Annotated in this window: 19 protein-coding genes; 9 read left to right on the top strand and 10 right to left on the bottom strand. The window is 26.5% G+C overall.

Annotated features, from left to right (window positions below; all coding sequences use genetic code 11):
- Positions 1-4 precede the first annotated feature (4 nt).
- The 7 genes from T324_RS0100230 to nadE all read right to left on the bottom strand — a co-directional run bounded on the left by T324_RS0100230 (position 5) and on the right by nadE (position 8,301).
- Entirely contained in the window at positions 5-856 is an 852-nt protein-coding gene (locus tag T324_RS0100230; protein ID WP_028328432.1) for a CheR family methyltransferase, read from the bottom strand.
- Positions 857-875: 19 nt separating this feature from the next.
- A complete protein-coding gene (locus tag T324_RS0100225) occupies positions 876-1,406 on the bottom strand; it encodes a chemotaxis protein CheW (protein ID WP_028328431.1) in 531 nt (176 codons plus the stop codon).
- An 11-nt stretch (positions 1,407-1,417) separates the two neighbouring features.
- The gene (locus T324_RS0100220) at positions 1,418-3,595 is read right to left on the bottom strand and encodes a chemotaxis protein CheA (RefSeq protein ID WP_028328430.1); all 2,178 of its coding nucleotides are present in this window, start codon (positions 3,593-3,595) and stop codon (positions 1,418-1,420) included.
- Positions 3,596-3,666: 71 nt separating this feature from the next.
- Positions 3,667-4,035: a response regulator gene (locus T324_RS0100215; protein WP_028328429.1), complete on the bottom strand. Its 369-nt coding sequence runs from the start codon at positions 4,033-4,035 to the stop codon at positions 3,667-3,669.
- Positions 4,036-4,055: 20 nt separating this feature from the next.
- Positions 4,056-4,319, bottom strand: coding sequence for a hypothetical protein (locus T324_RS0100210; protein WP_028328428.1), 264 nt, complete (start codon positions 4,317-4,319; stop codon positions 4,056-4,058).
- A 24-nt stretch (positions 4,320-4,343) separates the two neighbouring features.
- Positions 4,344-6,275: a hypothetical protein gene (locus T324_RS0100205; protein WP_028328427.1), complete on the bottom strand. Its 1,932-nt coding sequence runs from the start codon at positions 6,273-6,275 to the stop codon at positions 4,344-4,346.
- Between the two features lie 127 nt (positions 6,276-6,402).
- The gene (gene nadE, locus T324_RS0100200; RefSeq protein ID WP_028328426.1) at positions 6,403-8,301 is read right to left on the bottom strand and encodes an NAD(+) synthase; all 1,899 of its coding nucleotides are present in this window, start codon (positions 8,299-8,301) and stop codon (positions 6,403-6,405) included.
- 132 nt (positions 8,302-8,433) lie between these two features.
- On the opposite strand from nadE, the gene T324_RS0100195 reads away from it, so the two are divergent.
- From T324_RS0100195 to T324_RS0100175, 5 genes are all read left to right on the top strand, one after another.
- On the top strand, positions 8,434-9,021 hold the full coding sequence (locus T324_RS0100195) for a pyridoxamine 5'-phosphate oxidase family protein (protein ID WP_028328425.1): 588 nt from the start codon (positions 8,434-8,436) through the stop codon (positions 9,019-9,021).
- Between the two features lie 115 nt (positions 9,022-9,136).
- Positions 9,137-10,132, top strand: a complete 996-nt coding sequence (locus T324_RS0100190) for a cyclic nucleotide-binding domain-containing protein (RefSeq protein ID WP_028328424.1) — start codon at positions 9,137-9,139, stop codon at positions 10,130-10,132.
- Between the two features lie 21 nt (positions 10,133-10,153).
- The gene (locus T324_RS0100185; protein WP_028328423.1) at positions 10,154-10,789 is read left to right on the top strand and encodes a Crp/Fnr family transcriptional regulator; all 636 of its coding nucleotides are present in this window, start codon (positions 10,154-10,156) and stop codon (positions 10,787-10,789) included.
- A 290-nt stretch (positions 10,790-11,079) separates the two neighbouring features.
- Positions 11,080-11,778, top strand: a complete 699-nt coding sequence (locus tag T324_RS0100180; protein ID WP_028328422.1) for an ankyrin repeat domain-containing protein — start codon at positions 11,080-11,082, stop codon at positions 11,776-11,778.
- A 211-nt stretch (positions 11,779-11,989) separates the two neighbouring features.
- On the top strand, positions 11,990-12,793 hold the full coding sequence (locus tag T324_RS0100175) for an ankyrin repeat domain-containing protein (protein WP_028328421.1): 804 nt from the start codon (positions 11,990-11,992) through the stop codon (positions 12,791-12,793).
- 37 nt (positions 12,794-12,830) lie between these two features.
- Here T324_RS0100175 and T324_RS0100170 read toward each other — a convergent pair whose 3' ends face one another.
- The 3 genes from T324_RS0100170 to T324_RS0100160 all read right to left on the bottom strand — a co-directional run bounded on the left by T324_RS0100170 (position 12,831) and on the right by T324_RS0100160 (position 18,896).
- Positions 12,831-14,114, bottom strand: a complete 1,284-nt coding sequence (locus T324_RS0100170) for a polysaccharide biosynthesis protein (RefSeq protein WP_028328420.1) — start codon at positions 14,112-14,114, stop codon at positions 12,831-12,833.
- Between the two features lie 35 nt (positions 14,115-14,149).
- Positions 14,150-15,778, bottom strand: coding sequence for a GldG family protein (locus T324_RS0100165; protein ID WP_028328419.1), 1,629 nt, complete (start codon positions 15,776-15,778; stop codon positions 14,150-14,152).
- A 127-nt stretch (positions 15,779-15,905) separates the two neighbouring features.
- On the bottom strand, positions 15,906-18,896 hold the full coding sequence (locus T324_RS0100160) for a YidC/Oxa1 family membrane protein insertase (RefSeq protein ID WP_051436756.1): 2,991 nt from the start codon (positions 18,894-18,896) through the stop codon (positions 15,906-15,908).
- Between the two features lie 340 nt (positions 18,897-19,236).
- Between T324_RS0100160 and dxr the strand changes: the two genes are divergently transcribed.
- From dxr to T324_RS0100140, 4 genes are all read left to right on the top strand, one after another.
- The gene (gene dxr, locus T324_RS0100155) at positions 19,237-20,385 is read left to right on the top strand and encodes a 1-deoxy-D-xylulose-5-phosphate reductoisomerase (protein WP_028328417.1); all 1,149 of its coding nucleotides are present in this window, start codon (positions 19,237-19,239) and stop codon (positions 20,383-20,385) included.
- 117 nt (positions 20,386-20,502) lie between these two features.
- Positions 20,503-21,570, top strand: a complete 1,068-nt coding sequence (locus tag T324_RS0100150; protein WP_028328416.1) for a mandelate racemase/muconate lactonizing enzyme family protein — start codon at positions 20,503-20,505, stop codon at positions 21,568-21,570.
- 23 nt (positions 21,571-21,593) lie between these two features.
- Positions 21,594-22,760: a DUF819 family protein gene (locus T324_RS0100145; RefSeq protein ID WP_038374905.1), complete on the top strand. Its 1,167-nt coding sequence runs from the start codon at positions 21,594-21,596 to the stop codon at positions 22,758-22,760.
- A 23-nt stretch (positions 22,761-22,783) separates the two neighbouring features.
- Positions 22,784-24,841 (top strand): CocE/NonD family hydrolase, encoded by a 2,058-nt coding sequence (locus T324_RS0100140; protein WP_028328414.1) that lies wholly within the window; start codon positions 22,784-22,786, stop codon positions 24,839-24,841.
- The last annotated feature ends 56 nt before the right edge of the window (positions 24,842-24,897 follow it).

Raw genomic sequence — 24,897 nt, 5'->3', positions numbered from 1 at the left:
ATTTTTAAATCTTTTTATAAATATTGCTTGTTACATATTTAAACTTATCTGATACTCCAAATAAAGTTTCAGAATGCCCAATAAATACAAGACTGTCTTCCTTTAGATATCTATGAAACTTATTAAACAATTCTTTTTGGAATTCTTTATCAAAATAAATTATAACATTTCTACAAAATATTAAATCAAATTGAGTATGTATATCAAAATCTTCATCTTTAAAATTTAACTGTCTAAAAAACAAATTCTTTTTCAAAATATCTTTTACTTTATAAAGACCTTCCTTATCGCCAGTACCTTTCAAAAAATATTTTCTTAAAATATTATCTTGTATAGGTTCAACTGATTCTTCTCTATAAATACCAGCTCTCCCATGAGCAAGCACATTAGTATCTATATCGCTAGCTAATACTTTGATATCATATCTGTCATAATTAGCTCCGAAATATTCATGCAATGTCATCTGTATGGTGTAAGGTTCTTCACCTGTAGAACAAGCCGCTGACCAAATTCTAAGATTTTTAACCTTTCCATCTTTAAAATTCTTCTCCCAATCTGGAAGAAAAGTACTTTTCATATACTCAAAATGTTTGTTTTCTCTAAAGAAATCAGTTTTATTAGTAGTTACAGCATTTACAAAATTTGTTAACTCTTCATCTTTAGCATTTTTTACAAAATCTATGTATTCTCTGAAAGAATCCATATGTAAGGCTCTAAGCCTTTTACTTAATCTAGATGTAACCAAAGCTCTTTTATGATTAGACATCTGTATACGAGTTTTATCATAAATAATCTTAACTAATTCTGCAAACTCAGAATCACTTAAGGCTGGCATATTGGCATTTAAATCATCCATTGTTATTCCTTAAATAAAATCATAAATTTTTAGTTTCTTCGTTACCAGATTTAATAATTTCTTCTATAGGAAGAACCATTATAATTTTATTTTCTAATCTAATAACGTTAGAAATTTGAAGTCCTCTCATATTATCTATAGGAGTTTCTGTCATTTGACTCTCATAAACTGTAATAACATCACTCACCATATCAGCTAATATTCCAAATTTTCTATTTGTAGTTGCTATTACAATAATAACATCATCTTCTATAGAATGATCATCTCTTCTAGCTAATCCAAATCTTATTCTAATATCAACGATATGAAGAATATTACCTCTCAAATTCATTAAACCTCTCATGTATTTAGGACTTCCTGGTACAGGAGTTATATTAGTAACTCCAACTATACCATCTATACTTAAAACATCAAGGGCATATTCCTCATTATCAATTTTAAATACTAAAAACTGCTGACTTGGTTCTGTAGAAATATTATCTTCATGATCTAAAGATGGTCCTCCAACTTGAGGTATACTATCAGCATTTATTTTTTGATTATCTAACATATTTCAATCCTTTATTTTACGCCGTTGTTTATTTTTCCTTGTAAGGACATATTAACCAATCCTTGTATATCAATGATAAGAGCTATCTTACCATCTCCAAGTATAGTACCACCAGCTATTCCTGCATGTTTACTAAATGCAGAATCCAAAGATTTTATAACTACCTGCTGCTGATCTAAAAGCTCATCAACAAATATAGCACATCTTCTATATCCAGCTTCTACCACTACAACAATACCATCTTCTATATTTTCAACTTGTGTATCTATTTCAAAAACCTTATGCAATCTAATTAAAGGTAAATATTCATCTCTTATTTTTATCATTTCACCTTTACCTTCAAAAGGTTTTACTTGTTCATTCTTTACTTTTATTTGTTCAATAATAGATATAAGAGGCATTATATATATTTGCTTTCCTAAAGCAAATGTAATACCTTCAATAATTGCTAATGTTAAAGGAAGTTTTACTATGAATGTACTGCCTTGACCTTCTACAGATTTAATCTCTATTTTACCTTTCATCTTTTCAACATTAGCTCTAACAACGTCCATACCAACACCTCTTCCTGAGATATCAGTAATTTTCTCAGCAGTTGAAACACCAGGATAGAATATAGTTCTGTATATTTCTCCATCTGAGTATTTGCCATCTTTTGAAAGCAAACCTTTCTCAATAGCTTTACTTAATATTTTTTCTTTATTTAATCCATTACCATCATCTGCAACTTCTATAACAACATGTCCTTCTTGGTGCGCTGCTGACATTGTTATTGTACCGTATTCAGGTTTACCTCTAGCAATTCTTTCTTCTTTAGTCTTTTCTATTCCATGGTCCATAGAATTTCTTATCATGTGTTTTAGAGGGTCAGATAATTGCTCCAACATGTTTTTATCTATTTCTGTTGTTTCTCCCTTCAACACCAACTTAACTTCTTTATTTAATTCCAAGTTAAGGTCTCTAACATATCTATGGAATTGGTTAAATATAGGGCCAATAGGCATCATCCTAATATTCATAACTTCTTCTTGTATTTGTCTAGAAGTTCTATCCATAGAACTAACAGCTTCTTTCAAACCATTATCTATATCTAAACTTTGTGTAAGCTGCATTATTCTTGATTGAGCAATTACAAGCTCTCCTATAAGGTTCATTAAACTATCAAGTTTCCTTGTATCAACCCTAACTGTAGAAGGAGCTTGAACTTTTGCTGCAGTTTTTTGAGGAGCTGCTGCTGGAGATTTTGAAGATTCTGTAGTATGTGAAGTATCCTGATGTGAAGCTTCATTCTGGCTTGCATCAGCTTTAGTATTTTCTTCTTCTGCTACTGCTGCTTCAGGAGCTTTTTCTTCCTCTTTTGCTTGTTCTTCACCATCTTTTATTTCAGCTTTAGTATTTATTATGTTAATATCATTATCATCTATAACAAATAAGAAAATATTTTGAACTTGATCTTCAGGAGCATTAGTATCAAAATCTAATGAAAATTGTGTATAACAAACATAAGGATCTTCAAGATTTAAAATACTTGGCAAACTATTACATTCTATTTTCAAATTACTAATAGTACCAATAGCCCTAAGGTCATTTAAAAACATAAGAGGGTCTATACCATTATCAAAAATAGTAGCTTTGAATCCCATTTCAATATGAAAAGAATTAGAACCGGATTCAGCACCTTCTTTTACCTCTTCCTTTTTTTCCTCATCTGCTGCTTTTTCAACTTTAGGCTCTTCTTTTTTAGCCTCTGAAGCAGGTGCTGCTTTTGATGGAGCAGGTGCTGCAGTACTTACATCATTTCCATCAGCTATAGCTTTAATTTTAGCTTTCAAAGATTCTATATTAGTAACACCGTCAGTTTCACTTTTACCATCAACAATATTTTGAAGCATTAATTTAACAGTATCTAAAAACTCCAAAAGAACGGTAATCATTTGCGGAGTAACATCTAATTTACCGCTTCTTACCTTTTCTAATAAGTTTTCTGCAACGTGATTTAATTCACTCATAGTTGTAAAACCAACTGTACCAGCAGATGATTTTAAAGTATGAGCACTTCTAAATATTTTATTTAAAAGGTCTTCATCACTTTTATTATCCTCTAAAAGCACTAAATCATTTTCCAGACCTTCTACTATCTCATTAGCTTCACTTAAAAATATCGAAATAAATTCATCACTATCAAACATATATTAAACCTCTACCTTTTAATAAAATCCTTATTAATATATGAATATAATAAGGTTTTTTCTACAAAACATCAACTTAAAAAACGTTTTACTACATCTAAAAGCTGAGTTGGGTTAAATGGCTTTACTAGCCAGCCGCTTGCTCCAGCAGCTTTACCCTCCATCTTCTTCTCATCTTGAGATTCTGTTGTAAGCATAAGAATAGGGGTATATTTATGTTGATCTACCTGTCTTACATGCTTAATAAACTCTATACCATCCATTTTAGGCATGTTAAGGTCAGTTATTATCATATCAACATTTGGAGTTTTACCTAGAACCTCTAATCCTGTAGTACCATCATCTGCAGATACTACACTATAACTGCCCTTCTTCAAGGTATATTCAACAGATGCTCTAGCTGTATTTGAATCGTCTACAATTAGTATTGTTTTAGCCATACATTTAACCTCTTATATCATTAATTATTTTTATCATTAATTATTTTTAAATATTCTACAAACAAGTTATCCATACCTTCTACTATAAGGTTTTTTTGATTTTTAGCAAGCTCTTTTTTTATAGCATATAAAATTTGTAAACCTGCCAAATCAACATGTGCATCACCTTCAGTATTAAATTTGATTGTCATATCCTCATTATAATCAGCACTTTTTATGACATTCTTAAAATACTTACTCATAGTTCTTATATTAAGATTATCATTAATTTCTAAAACTGCCATGCTATAACACCTCCATTACTTTTATTAAAACATAGTAAAATCTCCGCTATCAGCACCTACATCTATACTTATATCGACATTTGGCGCTTCCTCGCCGGATAAAATACTATTAGCAATAGCTCTTTCTTTCTTTATAGTATAAGAATTAACTATTTCTAAATATTTATTACTTTCTATTTTCCAATTATCAATACCTAATGAACTATAATATTCATTCTTTTTATCTCTTATAACATTTCTCATACTGTTAAAGATTTCTATAATCTCATTAATTTTTGTAAGCAATGTACTCAAAGAACTCAAATCTATTAAAGTTTTATCTATAAGTCCAAATAATTCCTTGGCATAACTTTCTAATCTTTTTATGTTGTTATTAATAATAAATTTTGATTCATCTAAACGTTTACTTACACTATCAGTCATAGATTCTATAAAAGTATGTTCACTTGACTGATGATTAATATTTGACTTAAATTTATTAATAGAACTAAATATAGCAGATTTAATATTATGGAATTGCTCCAAACATCCATCAACTGTATCAGTAATATTTGTAGCTATAGCTTCTACACTTTCAATAGAAAAAGTCTGAGAATTATTAAATATATTACTATTTTTCTCTAGTTCTATTTTAGCCAAAAAGTTAATTGAGTTAAATGTCTTAGCTATATTTTTTGTCTCTAAAAACATACTTTCTAGTTCTTCAATAGAGTCAATTATAGCAATGTTACTATCTGATATTCTATATTTATTTGTTAAAAATAATTTAAAATTCTCTAAATAAAGTTTAATAAATCCCATATATTCTTTAAATAAAGATTCTGATACAGTAAATGGAAATTCTGATTTACCGCTTTCACCACCTATCATATATTCTACAATAGTTGTTCTATCAGAAGCAATATCAAATAGTGCATCTTTCAAACCCTTTAAACTTTTATATATATCAGAATTTGTTAAACTAATTTCTTCATGTATAGATTTAAAATTCTCAATAATAAGAGTTAGAACAAGATCATCAAATGTTAATAAATCTAATAGTTTATGTTCCAAATTTTCATTTTCAGATTTTTCCAAATCTTCAGCATTCATATTATCAACTTCTTTGCCATAAGAATTAATAAAGTTTCTATTTTCATAAACTATAGAATTAATAGATTCTATAATATGTTCTGTCTGTTGTCTTACAATATCCTCTCTAGGAAGAACCATCATTATTTCAAATATATAATCATAAGTATTATCAACTCTTGATATTATATCTGATATAATATTTGAAAACACAGCAAAAGAATTAACCATATTGTTATGCTCTTTATCAAGCTGTTCTCTCATTATGGTAAAATTCTGTCTTTGAAGTTCATTTGCCTTAAGGATTTCTGTTTTAAATGACTCAAATCTTACAAACAACTCTTTACCAATTCTATTCATTTGGTCTGCCTGTTCGTTAGAAGTCTCAGACATTTTAATAATGTTCTTAGATATTTCTCCGAAAGCCTTACCGCCTGCACCATATTTAGAAGATATAATGATAGCATTTAATGAATAAACTTTAATTTGATCCGCAAGCATCCTTATTTGCTCAATGGAATCCATTATATTACTTGTTTTACCAACGTCTTCTACTAAAGAATCTGAAAGTTCATTATCCTGATTAATAAACCCTTGCATTCTTTCAAATGATCTAAAAAAGTCTTCCTGATTTTCTTCTAAATCATTTGAGAAATTCTTATTACCTTTTTCTTTATCTGTAAAATACGACAACAAACCATTTGCTTTTTCATTTTCGTTTTTCATTTCCTGTTCAATAATAGGAAACTTCTCACCTATAAAGCTATATACTCTTCCAACCTCATCCAAAAAAGAATGTATATCTTTTACGGTTGTTTCAAGTATTGCCGAATAATCAAGTATGTCTTGATGTATGTTGTTATCTATAACAGTAGATATTCCCACTTATATATTATCCTAACATTTTATTGTATTTAAATAAATTACAAACTAAATATAACATTTATTATTGCTTTTTGCAAGTAAAATATTTGATTAGTTTGTAGTTTTATAATAAATTTTTACATAAATATTACTTTTGTTTTCCGTTCAGTATTTCACTTTTTAAATATAAATAATTTGAAGTATAATAAACTCTGTTTTGTGCCTCTCTGTTTCCAAATCCGAAACTTCTTCTACTTACAGCAAGTATTGGAGGAGACTGTATTCTTTTTGAAATAGCCATACCCATATATTGACACCACCATTTCTCCAAATCATCTATAAAATCTATATCAGTTTTAAAATATTCTTTTATTATACCTTTTTTGCATCCGATTTTTTCTTCTAAAACACCTTCAATATACCATCCTAAAACATCCTCTAATATAGGTCTGTTCCAAGATTCAATTAAAGTTTTAAACAAATAATCATGATAATCATACTTTATAGGATCACCTTTACCTTCATCTACAGCCTGAGCAGTTGAAAGTTCTGCACTTGGAACAATATTTATAGTACCTTCAGGAATAATTTCCTTTTTAAATACTTCTTTGTTAACATAATTAGAAAGTCCGTATATTTGATACTTCCATAAATCAGCAAGACATGCAAAGAATCCAGCTCCATCACCATACATAGTAGAATATCCTACCATAGTTTCTGTCTTATTAGCGTTGCATGTAAATACACCTCCAAAACTTGCAGCAATAGAAGCTAAAACTCTTGAAGATCTATCCCTTGCTTGTATGTTTTCTATAACAAAAGATGATACTGTTAAATTACTTTCTTTTCCGTCTTTTATAATAGGGGAAGTTTCTAATTGTTTTACCGTATAATCTACCGATTCCTGTATAGGAGCTACCATATATGCACAGCCTAAATTATCAGCTAATGTTTTGGCAAGATTTTTTGTAGTATTAGAATTAAATTTACTTGGCATATTTACCAAAAGAACATTATCTTTACCAATAGCATTTACATACATAGCTGATGATAATGCAGAATCAATCCCCCCTGATACACCTATAACTACTTTACTGATCCCTATAGACTTCATGAATTTTCTTATACCATAAATAACTGTATCGTATATTAATTTATATTCATTTTCCTCTTTTATTTCTATAGGATTTGGGAATATTTTATTTTTTACATCTATATCTACATAATACAAATTATCTTCATATCTATCAGCACTTATTAATAATTCGCCATTATTGTTATAAACAGAACTTCCGCCATCAAAAGTATAAACTGTTTTTCCATTATTTTGAATTCCTACATTATTAACGTATATTAAAGGAATATTATGTTTACTTGCTATATCTCCATACATTTTATGACGCTTAGTGTCTTTTACCAAAGTATATGGAGAACTTGATATATTAACAAATAGATCAACATCTTTATTGCTATTTATTATATCCATAGGAGAAAATGAATAGTTACTGCTCCAAGCATCTTCACATATTGTCAAACCAAGTTTAATTTTATCGCCATTGCATTCTATTTCTAATGGCTTCAAATATTCTTTTATATCAGCATTATTTTCAAAAGCCAAATCCTTTAAACTGAAAAAATGCCTTGGATCTTCAAATTCCTTATAATTAGGAAGTAAAGATTTTATTATAAAAGGGTAGGAAGTGGAATTATTATGTATTAACTTTCCATCTTTTGCTACGAATAAGGCATTATATTTTCTTATTCTTCCATCAAAGTTTTTCTTAGTTCTATCTGATGCTACATTTCCAAAAATAACATATATACCATTAGAAGTCTTGACAATTTCTTCACCAAGTTCCTCGCATTCTCTTATAAATCCTTCACTTTCCCACATATCTCCAAGCATATATCCAGATACAGCTAATTCAGGAAATATTACTATATCAGCATTATTTTTTTTAGCAGAACTTATAGCACTTATAATTCTAACTGTATTATCACAAGGTATTGATGGTATTATTTCAATTTGAGCAATAGCTATTTTCACAATAAAATCTCCAAATATGTTTTATTACAATCAATAACTATAATAATATAATTAAAGAAAAAACACAATAAACCGTTATATAATATATATTATTTTTTATTACTGTATGTCAAATATAAATAGGGAAATGGAATGAGAAGGAAAGATTTTATATTTGAAAATATGAATGAAATAGAAACCATGCTAAATAATATAGAATTTGGCGTTATGGCTTTACCAGATACTATACCTTATGCTGTACCAATTAGTTTTTGTTACAAAGATAATAAAATATATTTTCATGGTGCTAAGTCTGGAAGAAAATACGAAATTTTAAAAAATAATCCTAATATTTCTTTCACAGCTTCAAAAGTATATTCATATATACCATCTACATTTATGAACAATAAAATGATACCTACTCAATTTTTCTTTTCTGTGTTTATTGAAGGTCAATTTGAAACTATACAAGATACAGAAGAAAGAAGAAGTATTTTGTACGAATTGGTAAAAAAATATGAACCCAATAATAATAATTTATCAATAGACGATAAAATGTTTAATTATGCTCAAAATAACATGTTAATAGGTATTATAAATATAAAAAACATCACAGCAAAAGCTAAATTTGGTCAAAATATGTTTGATGATGAAATAAAAATTATAATTAATGACCTAAAAACAAGAGGAACAAAACTTGATATAGAAACAGTAGACATGATAAATAAAACAAGAAAATAGAAAAAATAACTTGAAAAAAGTATTATAAGTGATAGAATAAAAGTTAAGGTAAAAAACCATCTCTTTTATTCTAAAATATATTAATTAGAATAAATATTAATTGAGGACAAATTAAATGCAAACAAGAGTATATAAAGCAGGCTCTATAGTATACTTTACTGGGGATACTTCTGATAGAGTTTACATATTAAAACAAGGTCAGGCTCAAAGCATATTTTTGTCAGAAGAAACAGGCTATGAAACTAGAGAACTTATAAATATTGGTGAGTTTTTTGGCGTAAAAAGTATACTGGGAACATATCCGCAAGAAGATACTGTTCAATGTTTGACAGATTGTGTTGTTATTATTATTACTTATGAAGAATTTGAAAGTCTGATTGAAAAAAATAAACCTATCATTATAAAAATGTTAAAAGTTTTTTCTACCCAGCTTAGAAGGATAAATAAGAGAGTTAGAGAATTAGTTGAAAACGATACAAGTGAAGATACTATTGATACTTTAGAAGGTTTGTATGGTATTGGAGAGTTTTATTTCAAAAATAAAAAATATAGAAATGCTTTATATGCCTATAAAAGATACATACAATATGCTGATGAAGACTCATCATTCTATAATACTGCTAAAGAAAAGATAGAAGAATGTAAGGAAGAATTAGATATAACTGATGACAGTGATATAGCTCCTCCTACTTCTGCGCCTATTTCATCAAGTGCTAAACCTGATGCAAAATCTCAGAATGTTACTATTAATGATCCAAATTACAATAAAGCAGTAGATTTATATAATAATAATGATTATATTAATTCTATCAAAATATTTAATAGTTTATTAAAGAGTACAAATGCTATTGTAGCTGAGAATGCTATTTTCTATATGGGAAAATGTTATTACAATATAAATAAATATGATAATGCTTCTACAGTGCTTCTTTCTGCTATAAAGAAATATCCTAAATCTTCAAATGTAAAAGAAGCTATACTCTTTTTAGCTAAAACTTGTGAAGCTAAAGGTGATAAAACTAAAGCCAAAGCATATTATCAAAAAGTTATTTCTATACCTCCTATGGATAATTTCTCTAAAGAGGCTTATGCTAATGCTTCTAGGTTATAATTTTAATTAAGGAAAATTGATATGGATAATAATTTATCTTCTCATACAAAAAAATACAATACTGATGATGTTATATTCTTGGAATATGAAAAAGGCGATAAATTCTACATGGTTCAAAGCGGTTCTGTAAAGATTACTAAAGTTATTAAAGATGTTGAAAAATTATTAGACATAGTTTATCCAGGTGATTTTTTTGGTGAAATGGCCATACTTGAAGACACTACTAGAAGTGCATCTGCAATAGCTAATGAACCTACTGTTTTATTAGAATTAAGAAAGGAAAATTTCCAAAATATATTAGCAAATAATACAGCAATGGCTCTTAAACTTTCAAAAATGTTTGCTAAAAGAATATTCGATGCCAAAAGAAGACTTTTAATATTACAGTTAAATGAAACAGATTTAAGAATTTATGACTGTTTGCTTTTACTTGCTGAACTTCAAAACATTCCTAGAGATCATTATTATGAACCTCAGGAATTAAATGCTACTATAAATGATATTGCCAACTGGTGCGGTGTTAAAGTAGTTGATGTTCAAAAAGTATTAAATAACTTGGTAAAAACAGGTAAAATTGATATTAAAACTAATACAATTTATGTAAAAAATTTAAAAGAAATTCAAAGACAAATTGACTTAAAAAGAAAGAAATCATAATAAAAAATTATTTCTTTCTATAAACTTGATAAAAAAGCTGATGACTGATTATTTCGGTTATCAGCTTTTATTTTATTAACAACATTATAATCATGTAAAAAATATTTATTTTTCATTAATTATTCAACTATATTCACTTAAAAACACATATTAATAACATGATAATTCATAATATTAGAATATTAATATATATAATACAGAATTTTATTGTTGATAATAAAATATTCATATTGACAAAATAATATAATTAATATATCTTTTTTGTAAAATATTTTTAAAAAGAGGTTTATATGAAAAAAATTGTATTAATGGCAGTATTGTATACTTTATTTAGTTTTAATGCACTGTATCCAGAAAAAGCTGAAAATGAAGCACTATTCTTATCGTATATAGCATCTGGTGATATTGAAGAAGTTTCAAATTTTATAGATAATAAGAAAATTAATATAAATGCTATAATAGAAGATAGTGCAACCCCATTAATATTTTCTATTATTTTTAAGCAAGATGAAATAGCAAAAATGCTTATAGAAAAAGGTGCAAATCTTAATAGAAAAGACAAAGCAGGATTAACAGCTTTAATACATTCTATAATGTATAATAGAACAGAAGTATCAAAACTACTTATAGAAAAAAAAGCTGATGTAAATACAAAAGTATCATTAAATGAAAATGGAGTACATATAAAAAATTTTACTCCTTTAATAGTTAATGAAAATAAAGAAGTAGCGCAATCATTAATAAATGCTGGTGCTAAAATTAATATAAAATTTACTGCAAAATATCCTGGACGAAATATAAAATTAGAAAATGCTACACCTTTAATGTGGTTTATTTTGAATGATAATACTGAAATAGCTCAGTTATTAATAGAATCAGGAGCTGATATCAATACTAAAGATAAAATCGGAAAAACAGCATTAGATTATGCGAAAGAAAAAAACAATACTAAAATAGAACAGCTGCTTATATCAAAAGGTGCTAAATAATAAAAAATATAAAGTTTTCAGTTAATTGTTTATATATTTAAAATTATAATAACTATAAAAAGTTAAATATGCAAATATTACGAATATACATAAAATAGCATAAGTAATTAAATGTGAACATCATAAAATTGTATACTCTAATGAAGTACATAATTGACAAAACAATATAATCAGTATATATTTTGTATAGAATATTTAAGAAGAGGTTTATATGAAAAAAATTGTATTAATGGCAGTATTGTGTGCTTTATTTAGTTTTCAAGCTTTGTATCCAGAGCCTAGTAAAGATGAAAAAGAATTTGCATCGTATATAGCGAATGGTGATAAAGAAGAGGTTTTGGATTATTTAAATAATAAAAAAGCTGATATAAATGTAAATTTCATGGATGGTATTACCCCTTTAATCTTATCTATTATTTATAAGCAAGATGAAATAGCAAAGATTCTAATAGAAAAAGGTGCTGATCTTAATAAAAAAGAGAAAGAAAGCGGTGCTACACCTTTAATCTTATCTATTATCTATGAGCGATATGAAATAACAAAAATTCTAATAGAAAAAGGGGCTAATGTTAATATAAAAGATAAGGCAGGATTTACAGCTTTAGTACATGCTATACAACGTGAGAAAACAGACATATCAAAAATGCTTATAAAAAGAAAAGCTAATGTAAATACAAAAATCACATTCAAGACAGATGGATTATATTTAAAAGATTTTACTCCTTTGACATTTAATGTAGATAAAGAAGTAGCAAAATTATTAATAGAGCATGGAGCTAAAATTAATACTAGATTATCTATAAAAGATGATTCAAGAGATATACAATTAGAAAATATTACTCCTTTAATGTGGGTAATTTTTGATTATAATACAGAATTAGCTGAGTTATTGATAGAAGCTGGAGCTGATCTTAATGCTAAAGATAAAGATGGAAACACAGCATTATACTATGCATTTACTAGAAATAATAGGAAAATAACGAAGCTAATTTCTGAAAAAGGAGGTAGATTCTAAAAGTAATTTTTATAACTAGCTTTATAATATTAAAAAATTATAACTTTAGTTTTTCATTAGTTTTTAATATTATTCTATGTATTAATATAATTAAAATATTATATATAAGTAATGCTATAAAAAATATTTTCATTATGAACATAAAATTTTCAAAGCTTCTAAGTCCGTTTCTTAATGAGAAATATACATAAGCAAATATAATCAAGTATCCGTAAAATGGAGCAAATAGTTTATAAGCAAGCCCATAATTAAATGTAAGTACTGTAAAAGCTAGAGAAAAACCAAATATTACAGCCTGCGGAATTAATGGGATGATAGCCTCATATCTGCTTGTAAATTGTATTAATACTATCTGCTTAGCAAATACAATTAAAAATATTGATAGAAAAAGTGAAGCTAATACCAAAAGAGCTATAGAATAATAAACTACCTTTTTTTCTTTGCTTTTATTATTTTCTCTCATAGCTATTAATATATAAGAAAACATTACTGAAGCTATAGGAGTGCCAATATAGAAAAACATTTTTATTATCAATGATATAGTAGAGTAGTAGCCTGCACTTGTTTTATCCAAATATCTGTTTGCCATTAAAACATCGCTTAATGATATCCAATTAAATATAAAGTTTATAACAACTATATTAATTATATATCTTAATAGTACAGATAAATTTGGAGAGGTAAAATATTTTTTTATATTTTTAAAAGATGTATAATAGGGTAGATTAACTTTCTTTAATTCTATCAAATTTATAATAAGATATAAAACGCAAAATAATGATACTGATATAATTGATTTTTCTAATGTCAATCCTGTTATAATAAAATATGCCAAGAGTAATATTTTAGCTATGAATATTGCTGTCAGACTTGCCATATAATCATAAGCTATATAATTATTAATCTTTAATATAGACTGTGAAACTATAACCAAAATTGAAGCAAATATTCCAATGGACATTATAAAAAGCGAACTGTAACTTTTAATATTGAATAATATATCCATGAGCGGTATTGATAAGATATATGCTATAAATATTATAATTGCAATTATATATCCATAAGCCCAATAAGCTTTTGCATCTTCATCATCTTTATAGTGATGCATTATATAATAACTAAAACTAGAAACTGTTAAAACTATTATGGAATATATATTAATTATACCATTATAATGAGCAAAATCAGATATTGATAAACTTCTATTAGTATAAATAGAAGATACATAATTTAATACACTTGCTATACCATTGATAAATACTAATGAAGCATAGTTAATATAATATGAATATTTTTTATATAATTCTTTAATATTATTCATATTATATTAACTTAATAACCTTCATTATAGTAATATTATCTTCTTCTTAAGAACCAAATTAGTATACCTAATATACCAAATAAACAAGGCAATCCAATTTGAGCAACATATCTAATAAAATTAGTTTGTGTTGTAGTAAGAGTAAGATTTTTAATGCTTGCTTCTTTTGGTCTTATAGTAATTTTTTGTCTTGCTTCCAAAAGATAAGCAACTGTATTCATAAATAAATCTTTATTTCCAGCAAAAGCAATATCAACAGACTGACCTTGTTCTGGATTAATATATGCATTCAAAGCAAATGTAGCATCTCCAAATACTACTATTCTTGCTGGTTCTTTTCTTCCTTCTATTTCATAAGTACCGCTTATAGCTAGAGGCACTGGACCTGAAATATCTGTTTTAGGATTAAATCTAGCTCTTGACAAATCAAAAGTAGCTTCTTCTTTTCCATATCCTTGAGGAGTAGTAGTGATTATATTTTCAAAGCTGCCATTATATTGATTTTCTCCGCTTAATATACTTCTTGCAACAACTAAACAAGCAAATACATTTCCTTCTTTAAGAGTTTGTGTTATAGGATGAGAAGTATATTGAGGAACTATATTAACTGGTATAACAACACTTGAAGCTGTATCTATTATATAGTCATTTTTAGTTTTAAATCCCCAAGCTGATAAGAAATCACCTAAATTAGTATTAAATTTACTTCTATCTAAGAAACTATCATATAGAACAAGAAGTTTTCCGCCTGTTTTTACATAATTATTTAATTTATCTATTTCAAAATCACTGAATGTTTCAACTGGAGCTGCTATTACTATTAATGATGCATCAGTAGGTATATTTTCAAGTATAATATTTAATTCTTTTACTTTATAATTTTCATTTTCCAAATAAGTTTTAACATAAGATAAACCTTCTCCGCCTCTGTCTTGTATTTGTCTTTCACCATGTCCTACTGTGAAATATATAGTATAAGATTCTGAATCAAGTAATGTATATATAGATTGAGTAAATTTTTCTTCTCCAACAAATAAAGGATCAGAAGTTACTTTAGATTGAGTAGTTAAATCTTTTCTATATACTCTAACTTGTTTTCCTTGTCCATAAGTAAATACTATTTCACCAACCTGAGTCATTTGATATTTACTTTTAGCAGAAGGTTTTTCTATAGGGTTTATATATTCAACAGTTATATGTTTATTTATTCTTTCATACTGTTCTAACAACAAATCAGCTTTCCAGTCTGCTGAAGTAGGATCTGTACTAGGAGATCTTAATACTACTATAGAAAGAGGGCTATCTATTCTTGAAAGTACATCCATAGTTTGCTGCGATACAGTATATGATTTATTTTGAGTCAAATCGAATCTTATAGGGAAGTTTATACTTATTATATAAAGCCCTACAAGTATAGCTAATATTATAACAAGAGATAATATTCCAAAAAATGCTTTATGTACAAATCTCATTTTTAATAGAGATATAATATTTTTTCTATCTATTATCAATGTTGTAATAGTTAAAATAGAAGATAATGCAAGTACCACCCAAAAAACGGGGGTACGTGTTTGAGTTACAGCGTAAAAGAAAATCCAAGCGAAAAATAATAATACCCAAGATGCTATTGTAGCAATTTTTAAATTAAATTTTTTATTTGACATCAGTTAATAATCCATTTTATAAATTAATTTGAATAAATATTATATATAAACCAATATAAATTTCAATAGTTATGTTTAGTTATACTTATTTATCACAAATTATCGACAGTTTATATACTTACTTTATTTATTTTATTTCTCGGGCATTCTTAGTATTCCAATCAATTTCAAATTTTTTCCAATTATTTATATCAAATATATCATTTTGTATTGTATAAAATATATCAAAACCATATCTATTATCATTTCTAATAAAATCTCTTATATCTATAGCATGTACTACATTAGTATAATTATTGCTTATCAAATTACCCGTAAAATAATTTTGAATATTTGTAATATGCTTTGTAGCTAAATAAGGCATATCTGCTATTGTAGAAAGATTCGTATTAATTTCTAATTTGCCTCTGGAACTAAAATCTTTATACATTAATAATGCATTAAATGGAGATATTTGCCCAATACCATCTAAATTTTTGTAAAGATATGTAGACTGTATTTCAACTCCATGATCAGATACTAATATAATTTTAGTATTATCATATATTTCATTTTCTTTTAAGAATTCTATAAAATGAGTAAGTTCTCTTAAAGATATTGCATTTGCATAAAAGAATCTTGTCGAATAATCACTTTTATATATATCTAAATCTCTTTTATCAACTTCTTTAGCCTCATAACCTGCAGTATAATCAGAATTAAAAAAATATGGTTCATGAGTAGTACCGTTATAAAACAAATTATAGTAATTATCATCACTATCATTTATATTAATAAAATATTTTAAATTTGATAATATAGCATAATTATAAATTGTAGAATTAACTCCAGCAATAGAATAAATAAACCAATTTTTATTATCATAAAAATTATATCTAAAATTTATCGGCATCATTCTAAACATAGAAAATCTAACCATTTTATTCTTTTGATACTCCAAAGAATAATCATCTATATTTGTATTTGTAACACCAAGATATTTTTGTAAAGAATAAATATATAATTGACTGGAATCATATACTGATATATTAGTATATTCTTCAAAAATACTTAAATCAGTATAAGATTTTAAATTTACATAAACTGGTTCAAAAATAGAAGATTTATACCCATATTTTTCTAGTGACATAGGAAGCATTAGTATAGATTCATTATGTTTATCCTTTATATTATAGTTACCATTTATACTTAATTCATAAGGTAAATATTCATATCCACCATACAAAGAAGATATGGTCATAGTATTAACACCAAAAGAAGAATTATTTTTAAAAAACACAAAACCATCTAATTTTTCTTTATACTCAGGAAATCTCTCAAAGGCATCTAACCAATATAAACCCAAAGCTTTATCTAATACAATAACAAAAATATTATCACCTTTTTTTGATAAATTAAATATTTTTATATTATTATGGTCATTGTTCCTAGATATACTAATTAATTTATTATGCTCTTTAACTATATTAACAATATTGAAAATAGAAATAGAGAATAGAGTAATAATTATTACAAAATATACATTTATTATTAAATTCATTTTATTTTTCCTAAAAAATAAAATTAGAATTAATATAACCAATAAAAATAATACTATACTTATAACTATTTCTTTAGATGAAGCTTTAAGTAAATCAGTATTATCAAACACAAAATCAGAATTTATATTTAAATAACTACCTTTCATAATAAAAGTATTTACTAATATTATAGAAACAAGAAAAATAAATATCAATGTAATATAGTTTTTGATATTTTCAGGAAGTATTAAATATATAAAAAGAGGATATATTAAAAACAACCCAATACTCATTGATAAATCATTAAATATCAAATAAAACGGATATTTAAATTCATGAGGAGATGCTCCTATTAATGAGCTAGGTATAAAAGCTCCTGATAATATCGTAATAACAAAACAGCTAATTAACATCAATTTATATCTATTTTTCAAATAAAAATTCAATGCTGTATTATTATTAAAAATTAAATTAAATATTTTTCCAATATTTAATAGTATAAATAAAATTAATATCAAGTAAAAAATATTTATAGCATAATCTTTTAAATACAATCTATAATATACATTTATAGTTTCATCAATATTTTCTATAGTTTTATCGAATGATATTTTTACATATTTAGTGTTTATACCACTGTCAACGAATAATAAACCCTTTATACTATCTGACAAAAAAATATCTGTATTCAATTTTATTTCAAATATATCACTACTTTTAAATATTTTACTATAATATTTTATAGTAGCATCATATACATATACTTCACCATCTTTATAAGATAATTTAAAATCATCCAAATAACATTTTCTTTCTATATTTGATAAAAATATAATTAATACAAATAATACCGCAATAACCATAAAAACTATATTGTAAATTTTTAATAGCTTATGTTTATTTATAATAAATATATTATAAAGTTTATACTCTATTATAATGTTTTTAATTAATGAAAATAAGCAATTAATAGTCCAATAGAATAAAAGTCCGGATGGTGAATTATATAATATCAATAAAAATATTAATGAAACTATATATAATGGCAAACTCTCTTTAAATTTTAATTTTCTAGCATAAACAAAACCAGCTAATAAACTAAATAAAGTCATCAAAAATGGAAGTAAATTTATACTAAAACTACCAATATGAATTAAAGCATCTGGTTTAGATAAATCCTTAATAATAAAAAAAGAAACACCGCTTAATCCTGACAAATTATGAACAAAATTATATGCTGCCATAAAAAATGGTATCTGTATCAAAAGACCTAAAGTACCTCTAAAAGCATATATTGTTTTGTAACCATTAATTCTCTGGCAAGTTCTAATTAATAAATATCTTTGATCACCTTTATATACCGATTTTATATTATCTATCATCGGCTTCATTTTATCTTGAATAGCTCTTTCTTTAGCCTGCCAAGATTCAGCTATATTGTATAATGGAAGAGATAAAAAATTTATACATAAACTAAGAAAAAATAAGCTTACACCATAACTTGATTTAAATACAACATTAAATAAATAAAACAATGTTTCTATAATAAATTCTATTGGGTATATTGTAATATTATAGAGAATATCAAAAAACATCATAATACTCCCAAGAAATTAGATTCTTTGAGTTTATGATTTTTTTGATAAACAAATGATATGTTTTTTCTATATAGTAAAATATAAAAGTTATGGACTGTTGACTGTTGACTGTTGACTGTTGACTGTTGACTGTTGACTGTTGACTGTTGACTGTTGACTGTTGACCATGAGTTCCCTTAAGCTATCAATTATCGTAAAAATTATAACAATAATTAATAAATATTGCAATTAGTGAAATTTATATTTATTGAAATTTATATAAACCATAATTATTTTTTATGTTGAAATAATTTAAAAATAAATCTATCATTTAGCAAATATTTTTTTATTGAGTTGTAACATGAAAAAAAGAATTCTTCTATTAGGTGCTACAGGTTCTATAGGCACAAATACATGCTCTGTTGTAAGAGAGTTTAATAATGACTTTGAAATTGTTGGTATGTCAACAAATAGCAAAATAGATATACTAAATACTTTATGTACAGAGTTCAAACCTAGAATTGTTAATATATCTGATAAGAATGCAGAGAATATTTTTAAAGACTATGATTGCGCTAAAGATATAAATATTTATGAAGGAACTATTGCAGATTTTGTAAAGCATACAGACTTTGATATATTAGTTAATGCCCTTACGGGTTATGCGGGATTTCTACCTACAATAGAGGCAATAAAAAAAGGAAAAACCATCGCATTAGCAAATAAGGAGACATTAGTTGTAGGCGGAGATATAATAAATCAATTATTAAAAGAACATAATGCGAGCTTAATACCTATAGATAGTGAACATTCTGCAATATTTCAAATGCTAAGGCATTTTCCAAAAACTTCATTACATAAAGTTATAATAACAGCATCAGGAGGACCATTTTTTAGAACACCTAAAGAAGAATTAAAAAATGTTACAGTAGAAATGGCATTGAAACATCCTACTTGGTCTATGGGAAGCAAAATAACAATAGATAGTGCAACTATGATGAATAAAGGCTTTGAAGTTATAGAAGCACATCATTTATTTAATTTGGATTATGATAAAATAGAAACGATAATTCACCCTCAAAGTTTAATACACTCTATGATTGAAATGAATGACGGAGAGATTTATGCACAGATTGGTAAAAATGACATGCGTCTTCCTATACAGCATGCTTTAACTTATCCAGAAATTAGAAGTACTCCTTTTGAAAAATTAAAATTATATGAACATCCTGAAATAAATTTCTACAAAATGGATTTAGATAAATTCATAATGCTTAGATTAGCATATGAATGCGGTATGAAAGGAGGACTTTATCCTTGTGTATTGAATGCCGCTAATGAAATATGTGTCTATTCATTTTTAGAAAAAAGAATAAAATTCACAAATATATTTGATATAGTATCAAAAATATGTGATAGAAATATCAATATTCCATTAACTATAGATAATATTATTAATATGGATAGCGAAATAAGAAAAGAAACAGCTTGGATAATTAATAATATTTAAATATTATATTAATTTATTGTCACAATATAATTTCTACATATTGAAAAATAATAAAAAATATTTATAATGGTAGAATTTGTTGTATGAAAATTATAATTCAATATAAGGATCAGTATCATGAAAATAACATCCATTAAAACTAAAAAAGTAGAATTGGAATTAAAAGAACCATTTGTAACAGCTGCTTTATCAAGAACTAGTCAGCCTACTATATTAGTAAAGATAGAAACAGATGAAGGAATAATTGGATACGGTGAAAGTGTACCAACTAGACATATAGTTGGAGAATCACCTGATTCTATAGAAATCATAATAAAAGAAATTGAAAATAAAATAAAAGGTGAAAACCCTTTAGATATTGAAAGAATACATAGAACTATGGATAAATTTATAGTTGGAAATAATGGAGCAAAAGCAGGTATTGATATAGCATTATACGATATAAAAGGCAAATTAATGAATCAGCCATTATACAAAGTTCTAGGAGGTTTCTCAAATCAAATAGAATCAGATGTAACATTGTCTATAAATAAGAAAGAAGAAATGGTTGAATCAGCTATTAAATATGTAAAAGCAGGTTTCAGAATATTAAAAGTAAAAATAGGACTTGAACCAAAAAAAGATATAGAAACTATAAAAATGATAAGAGAAGCCGTTGGAAATGATATCATCATCAAAGCAGATGCCAATCAAGGTTATACAGTTGCAGAAGCTGTTAATGTTTTCAATGAACTATTGAAATATGATGTTCACGGTATAGAGCAACCGGTTCCATACTGGGATATAAATAATATGGCAGAAGTAAGAAAAAAAACATCTATGGAAATAGTTGCTGATGAATCTGTAAAAGATCATCATGATGCAATGAAATTTATCAGAGCAGGAGCTTGTGATAAAGTTAATATAAAACTTACAAAATCTTCAGGAATATTTAAAGCAGAAAAAATAAATGCTGTATGCGAAGCTGCAGGCATACATTGTATGGTTGGATGTATGGTTGAAAGCAGAGTAGCAATAACAGCTGGTGCTCATTTTGCTGCAAGCAAAGCAAATATATTAGATGCTGATTTAGACGGATATGTTCTAACAAAAGAATTGCCATTTGTAAGCGGAGGTTTTACAGCAGAAAATGGTCTTATAACACTTTTAGATAAACCAGGACTTGGTTTAGATATAGAATTTTAATTTTAATAATTTGGGGGAAAGTAATGGAAAAAACATCTCTAATAACATCTGTCCCAGGTGTTACCGCAGGTATAATCTTAATTGCCACAATGAGTTTATATCTAATTAAATTCAGATTTTTTAAATCTTTAGGACCGGCATTAATATGTATATTAGCAGGTTTATTATTATCAAATATACGTGTTATGCCTTTTTCTTCACCGGTATATTCATATATATCTGGAGAAGTAATCATGTTAGGTATTGCTGTTATGTTGTTAAACGTTGATTTAAAAGGTTTAATAAAATTATCTAAAGAACCTCTTGTGGCTATGGCATTAGCAGTAATTACTGTATGTGTAGTTGTATTTGCTTTATCATTTATATTTGTACCTATAATTCCAGAAGGTTGGAAATTAGCTGGTATGTTAGTTGGTACATATACAGGAGGAAGTCCAAATTTAAATGCTATAGCTGTTGGATTGAATGCATCTGAAGATTTAATAGCCGCTGCAAATGCTGCTGACTATGCTGCTTATCCATTTTATATAGTTTTAGTAATGTATTTAGCTTCAAATCTTAGAAGATTTAAATGGTTTGAAAAAATATGGCCATACAGACTTGAAGAAGATGAATTGCTTTTAAAAGGCGGAAGCACATTCTTAAAACCAAAAGAATGGAGTATACATGATATAGCATGGATATTAACTTTAGGGTATTGTATAGTTGCTGCTAGCGGATTTATATCCGGTTTATTTCCAAGTTCATTACAAAGCACAATGAAAATTATTATATTAACTACTATATCTATAATTGTTGCACAATTTAAAAAAGTACAGGATTTAAAAGGTACTATGGATATAGGTTTATTTTTATCATTATTCTTTTTAGCTAGAATAGGTTTAACAATAAATATAATGGAATTCTTAAAATCTGCTATATTATCAAGTTTATTCTGTGCTTCAGTAATGTTTATAACTTTAACAGTACATGCTATATTATGCAGACTGTTCAAAATAAAATATCAATATGTATTAGTTGCTGTGCAATCAGCTATAGGTTCATCTTCAAGCTCAACAGTATTGGCGGCTTCTGCTGGATGGGAAAGCTTAATAAGTGTAGCTGTTATACTTGGTGTTTTAGGCGGAGCTGTAGGAAATTACGTTGGAATAGGCATGGCATATTTAATTAAATTTATATTTAAATACTAATATAAATTCTGGAGAATATTATTATGAGAATATTTAATTTATATCAATCCGGCATATTAATATCTAAATTTCATTTTGATAATTCATTTAAATATTTAGAAGAGCTGGATTTTTTTAATTTATCTTTCAAAGAAAAAAGAGAAATAAACAAAGAAGACATAAAAAGATATATATTTCTATATTATATGGATTTGGAATTAGCTGATAAAATTTTGAATATTAAAGATAATGATTTTTCTAAAGATGAGATAAATATTAATAATATATTATATAAAAAACATTCAGACTTTAATAATATATATGCAGCTATGAGCGGTAAAAATCCTCTTGATATAATTGTTGCAGAAAATTCTGTAAAAGGTTTCATAATAGCATCTAGGGATAGTAATTCTATTTTTATAGAAGAAGGTTATGAAGATAATACTTTTATAAAAGAATGGAAAAAACAAATTCCTAATGAAAAACTAAACAGTATAAAAGAGCAAAAAACAGTTTATATACCAATGAGAGATGGAGTAAAACTTGCAACAGAGGTTTTAATTCCAAATGTAAAAGAAAAAGTACCTACTATACTCGTTAGAACTCCTTATAACAGATTAAATAAAATAGAAACTTATTATAGATATGTTTTAAGAGGATATGCAGTATGCGTTCAGGATGTAAGAGGAAGAGGGGATTCTGACGGAGAATGGATACCAAAATATCATGAAGTTGATGACGGTGATGATACTATCAATTTTATAGCTAATGAACAATGGTGTAATGGTTCAGTTGGTATGATAGGCGGCTCATATTTGGGATGTGTACAATGGTCAGCTGCAGGAAGCGGCAATGAACATTTAAAAGCATTAATAAGTATAGTTACATCAGGAAACCCATTTGTAGATTTACCTAGAAAAAATGGTACCTTTTCATCCGGAGTATTAGCTTGGGCTTTTTCTGTTAAAGATAAAGTTCATGATAAAAACAATATGCAAAGAACGGATTGGGATGAAGTAATAAATATAAGACCTATTAAAGACATACCTATTAAAGCATTAGGACATAATATAGGTTTTTGGGATAAATGGTGCAGTCATGAAGTATATGATGAATTTTGGGCTCATTGTAACTGGTATGAAAAAAGAGATAATATAAAAACTCCTGCATTAATAGTATCCGGATGGTATGATGACAATGGAGATGCTACAAGTTTAGCTATTGATGTAGTAAGTAAATATAAAAATGACAGCGATAAAAAAATAATATTAGGTGCTTGGATGCATGATGGTAATTCTACAAGAAATATAAATTCTTTGCAATTAGGAACAAATGCATTAAGATATGATATAGATTTAATATTTTTAAAATGGTTCGATAAGAAACTAAAAAATATTAATAATGATATAGAAAATAGACCTAATGTTGAATATTATGCTGTTGGTAAAAATGAATGGAAACAAGCAAATAAATGGTATCCTGAATATTCAAAACCTGTAAACTATTATCTATCAGCAAATAACAAATTATCATTAAATGTACCTGAAACTGACGTTGAAGAAAAATATATATTCAATCCTAAAGATGCTCCGGAACATTTAATAGATATATCCCAAAATGAAATATGTGTTCCTGCAGATTATCAGGAAATAGAAAAAAGAGATGATGTTATAATATTTACAACAGAAGAGTTTGAAAAAGAAACCACAATAGTTGGAAGTGCTAAAATAACATTTTATGCAAAAAGTTCTGCTAAAGATACAGATTTCGTCGTTAGATTAACAGAAGTAGATTCTAAAGGAAGATCTATGAGATTATGTGACGGTTTCATAAGAGCAAAATTCAGAGAAGGTGTAGATAAAATATCTCTCTTAGAACCTGGAAAAATATATAAATACGAAATAGTAACCACGAAAATAGCAAATACTTTCTTAAAAGGAACAAAACTAAGATTGCAGGTAATGTCAGGAGCTAAAAATTATATATTCCCAAATCAAAATACAGGAAACAATATCTTTGAAGATACAGAATTTATAAATGCTGAACAAACAATTATAAGTTCTAAAGAATATCCTTCATTTGTAGAACTATATACTTTTTAATTAATTATTACAAAAAAGACTTACTATATAAAATAAATATAGTAAGTCTTTTTTAT

The organism is Brachyspira alvinipulli ATCC 51933, assembly GCF_000518245.1.
GTDB classification, from domain to species: domain Bacteria; phylum Spirochaetota; class Brachyspiria; order Brachyspirales; family Brachyspiraceae; genus Brachyspira; species Brachyspira alvinipulli.
This window is presented reverse-complemented; position numbering and strand designations above follow the sequence as displayed.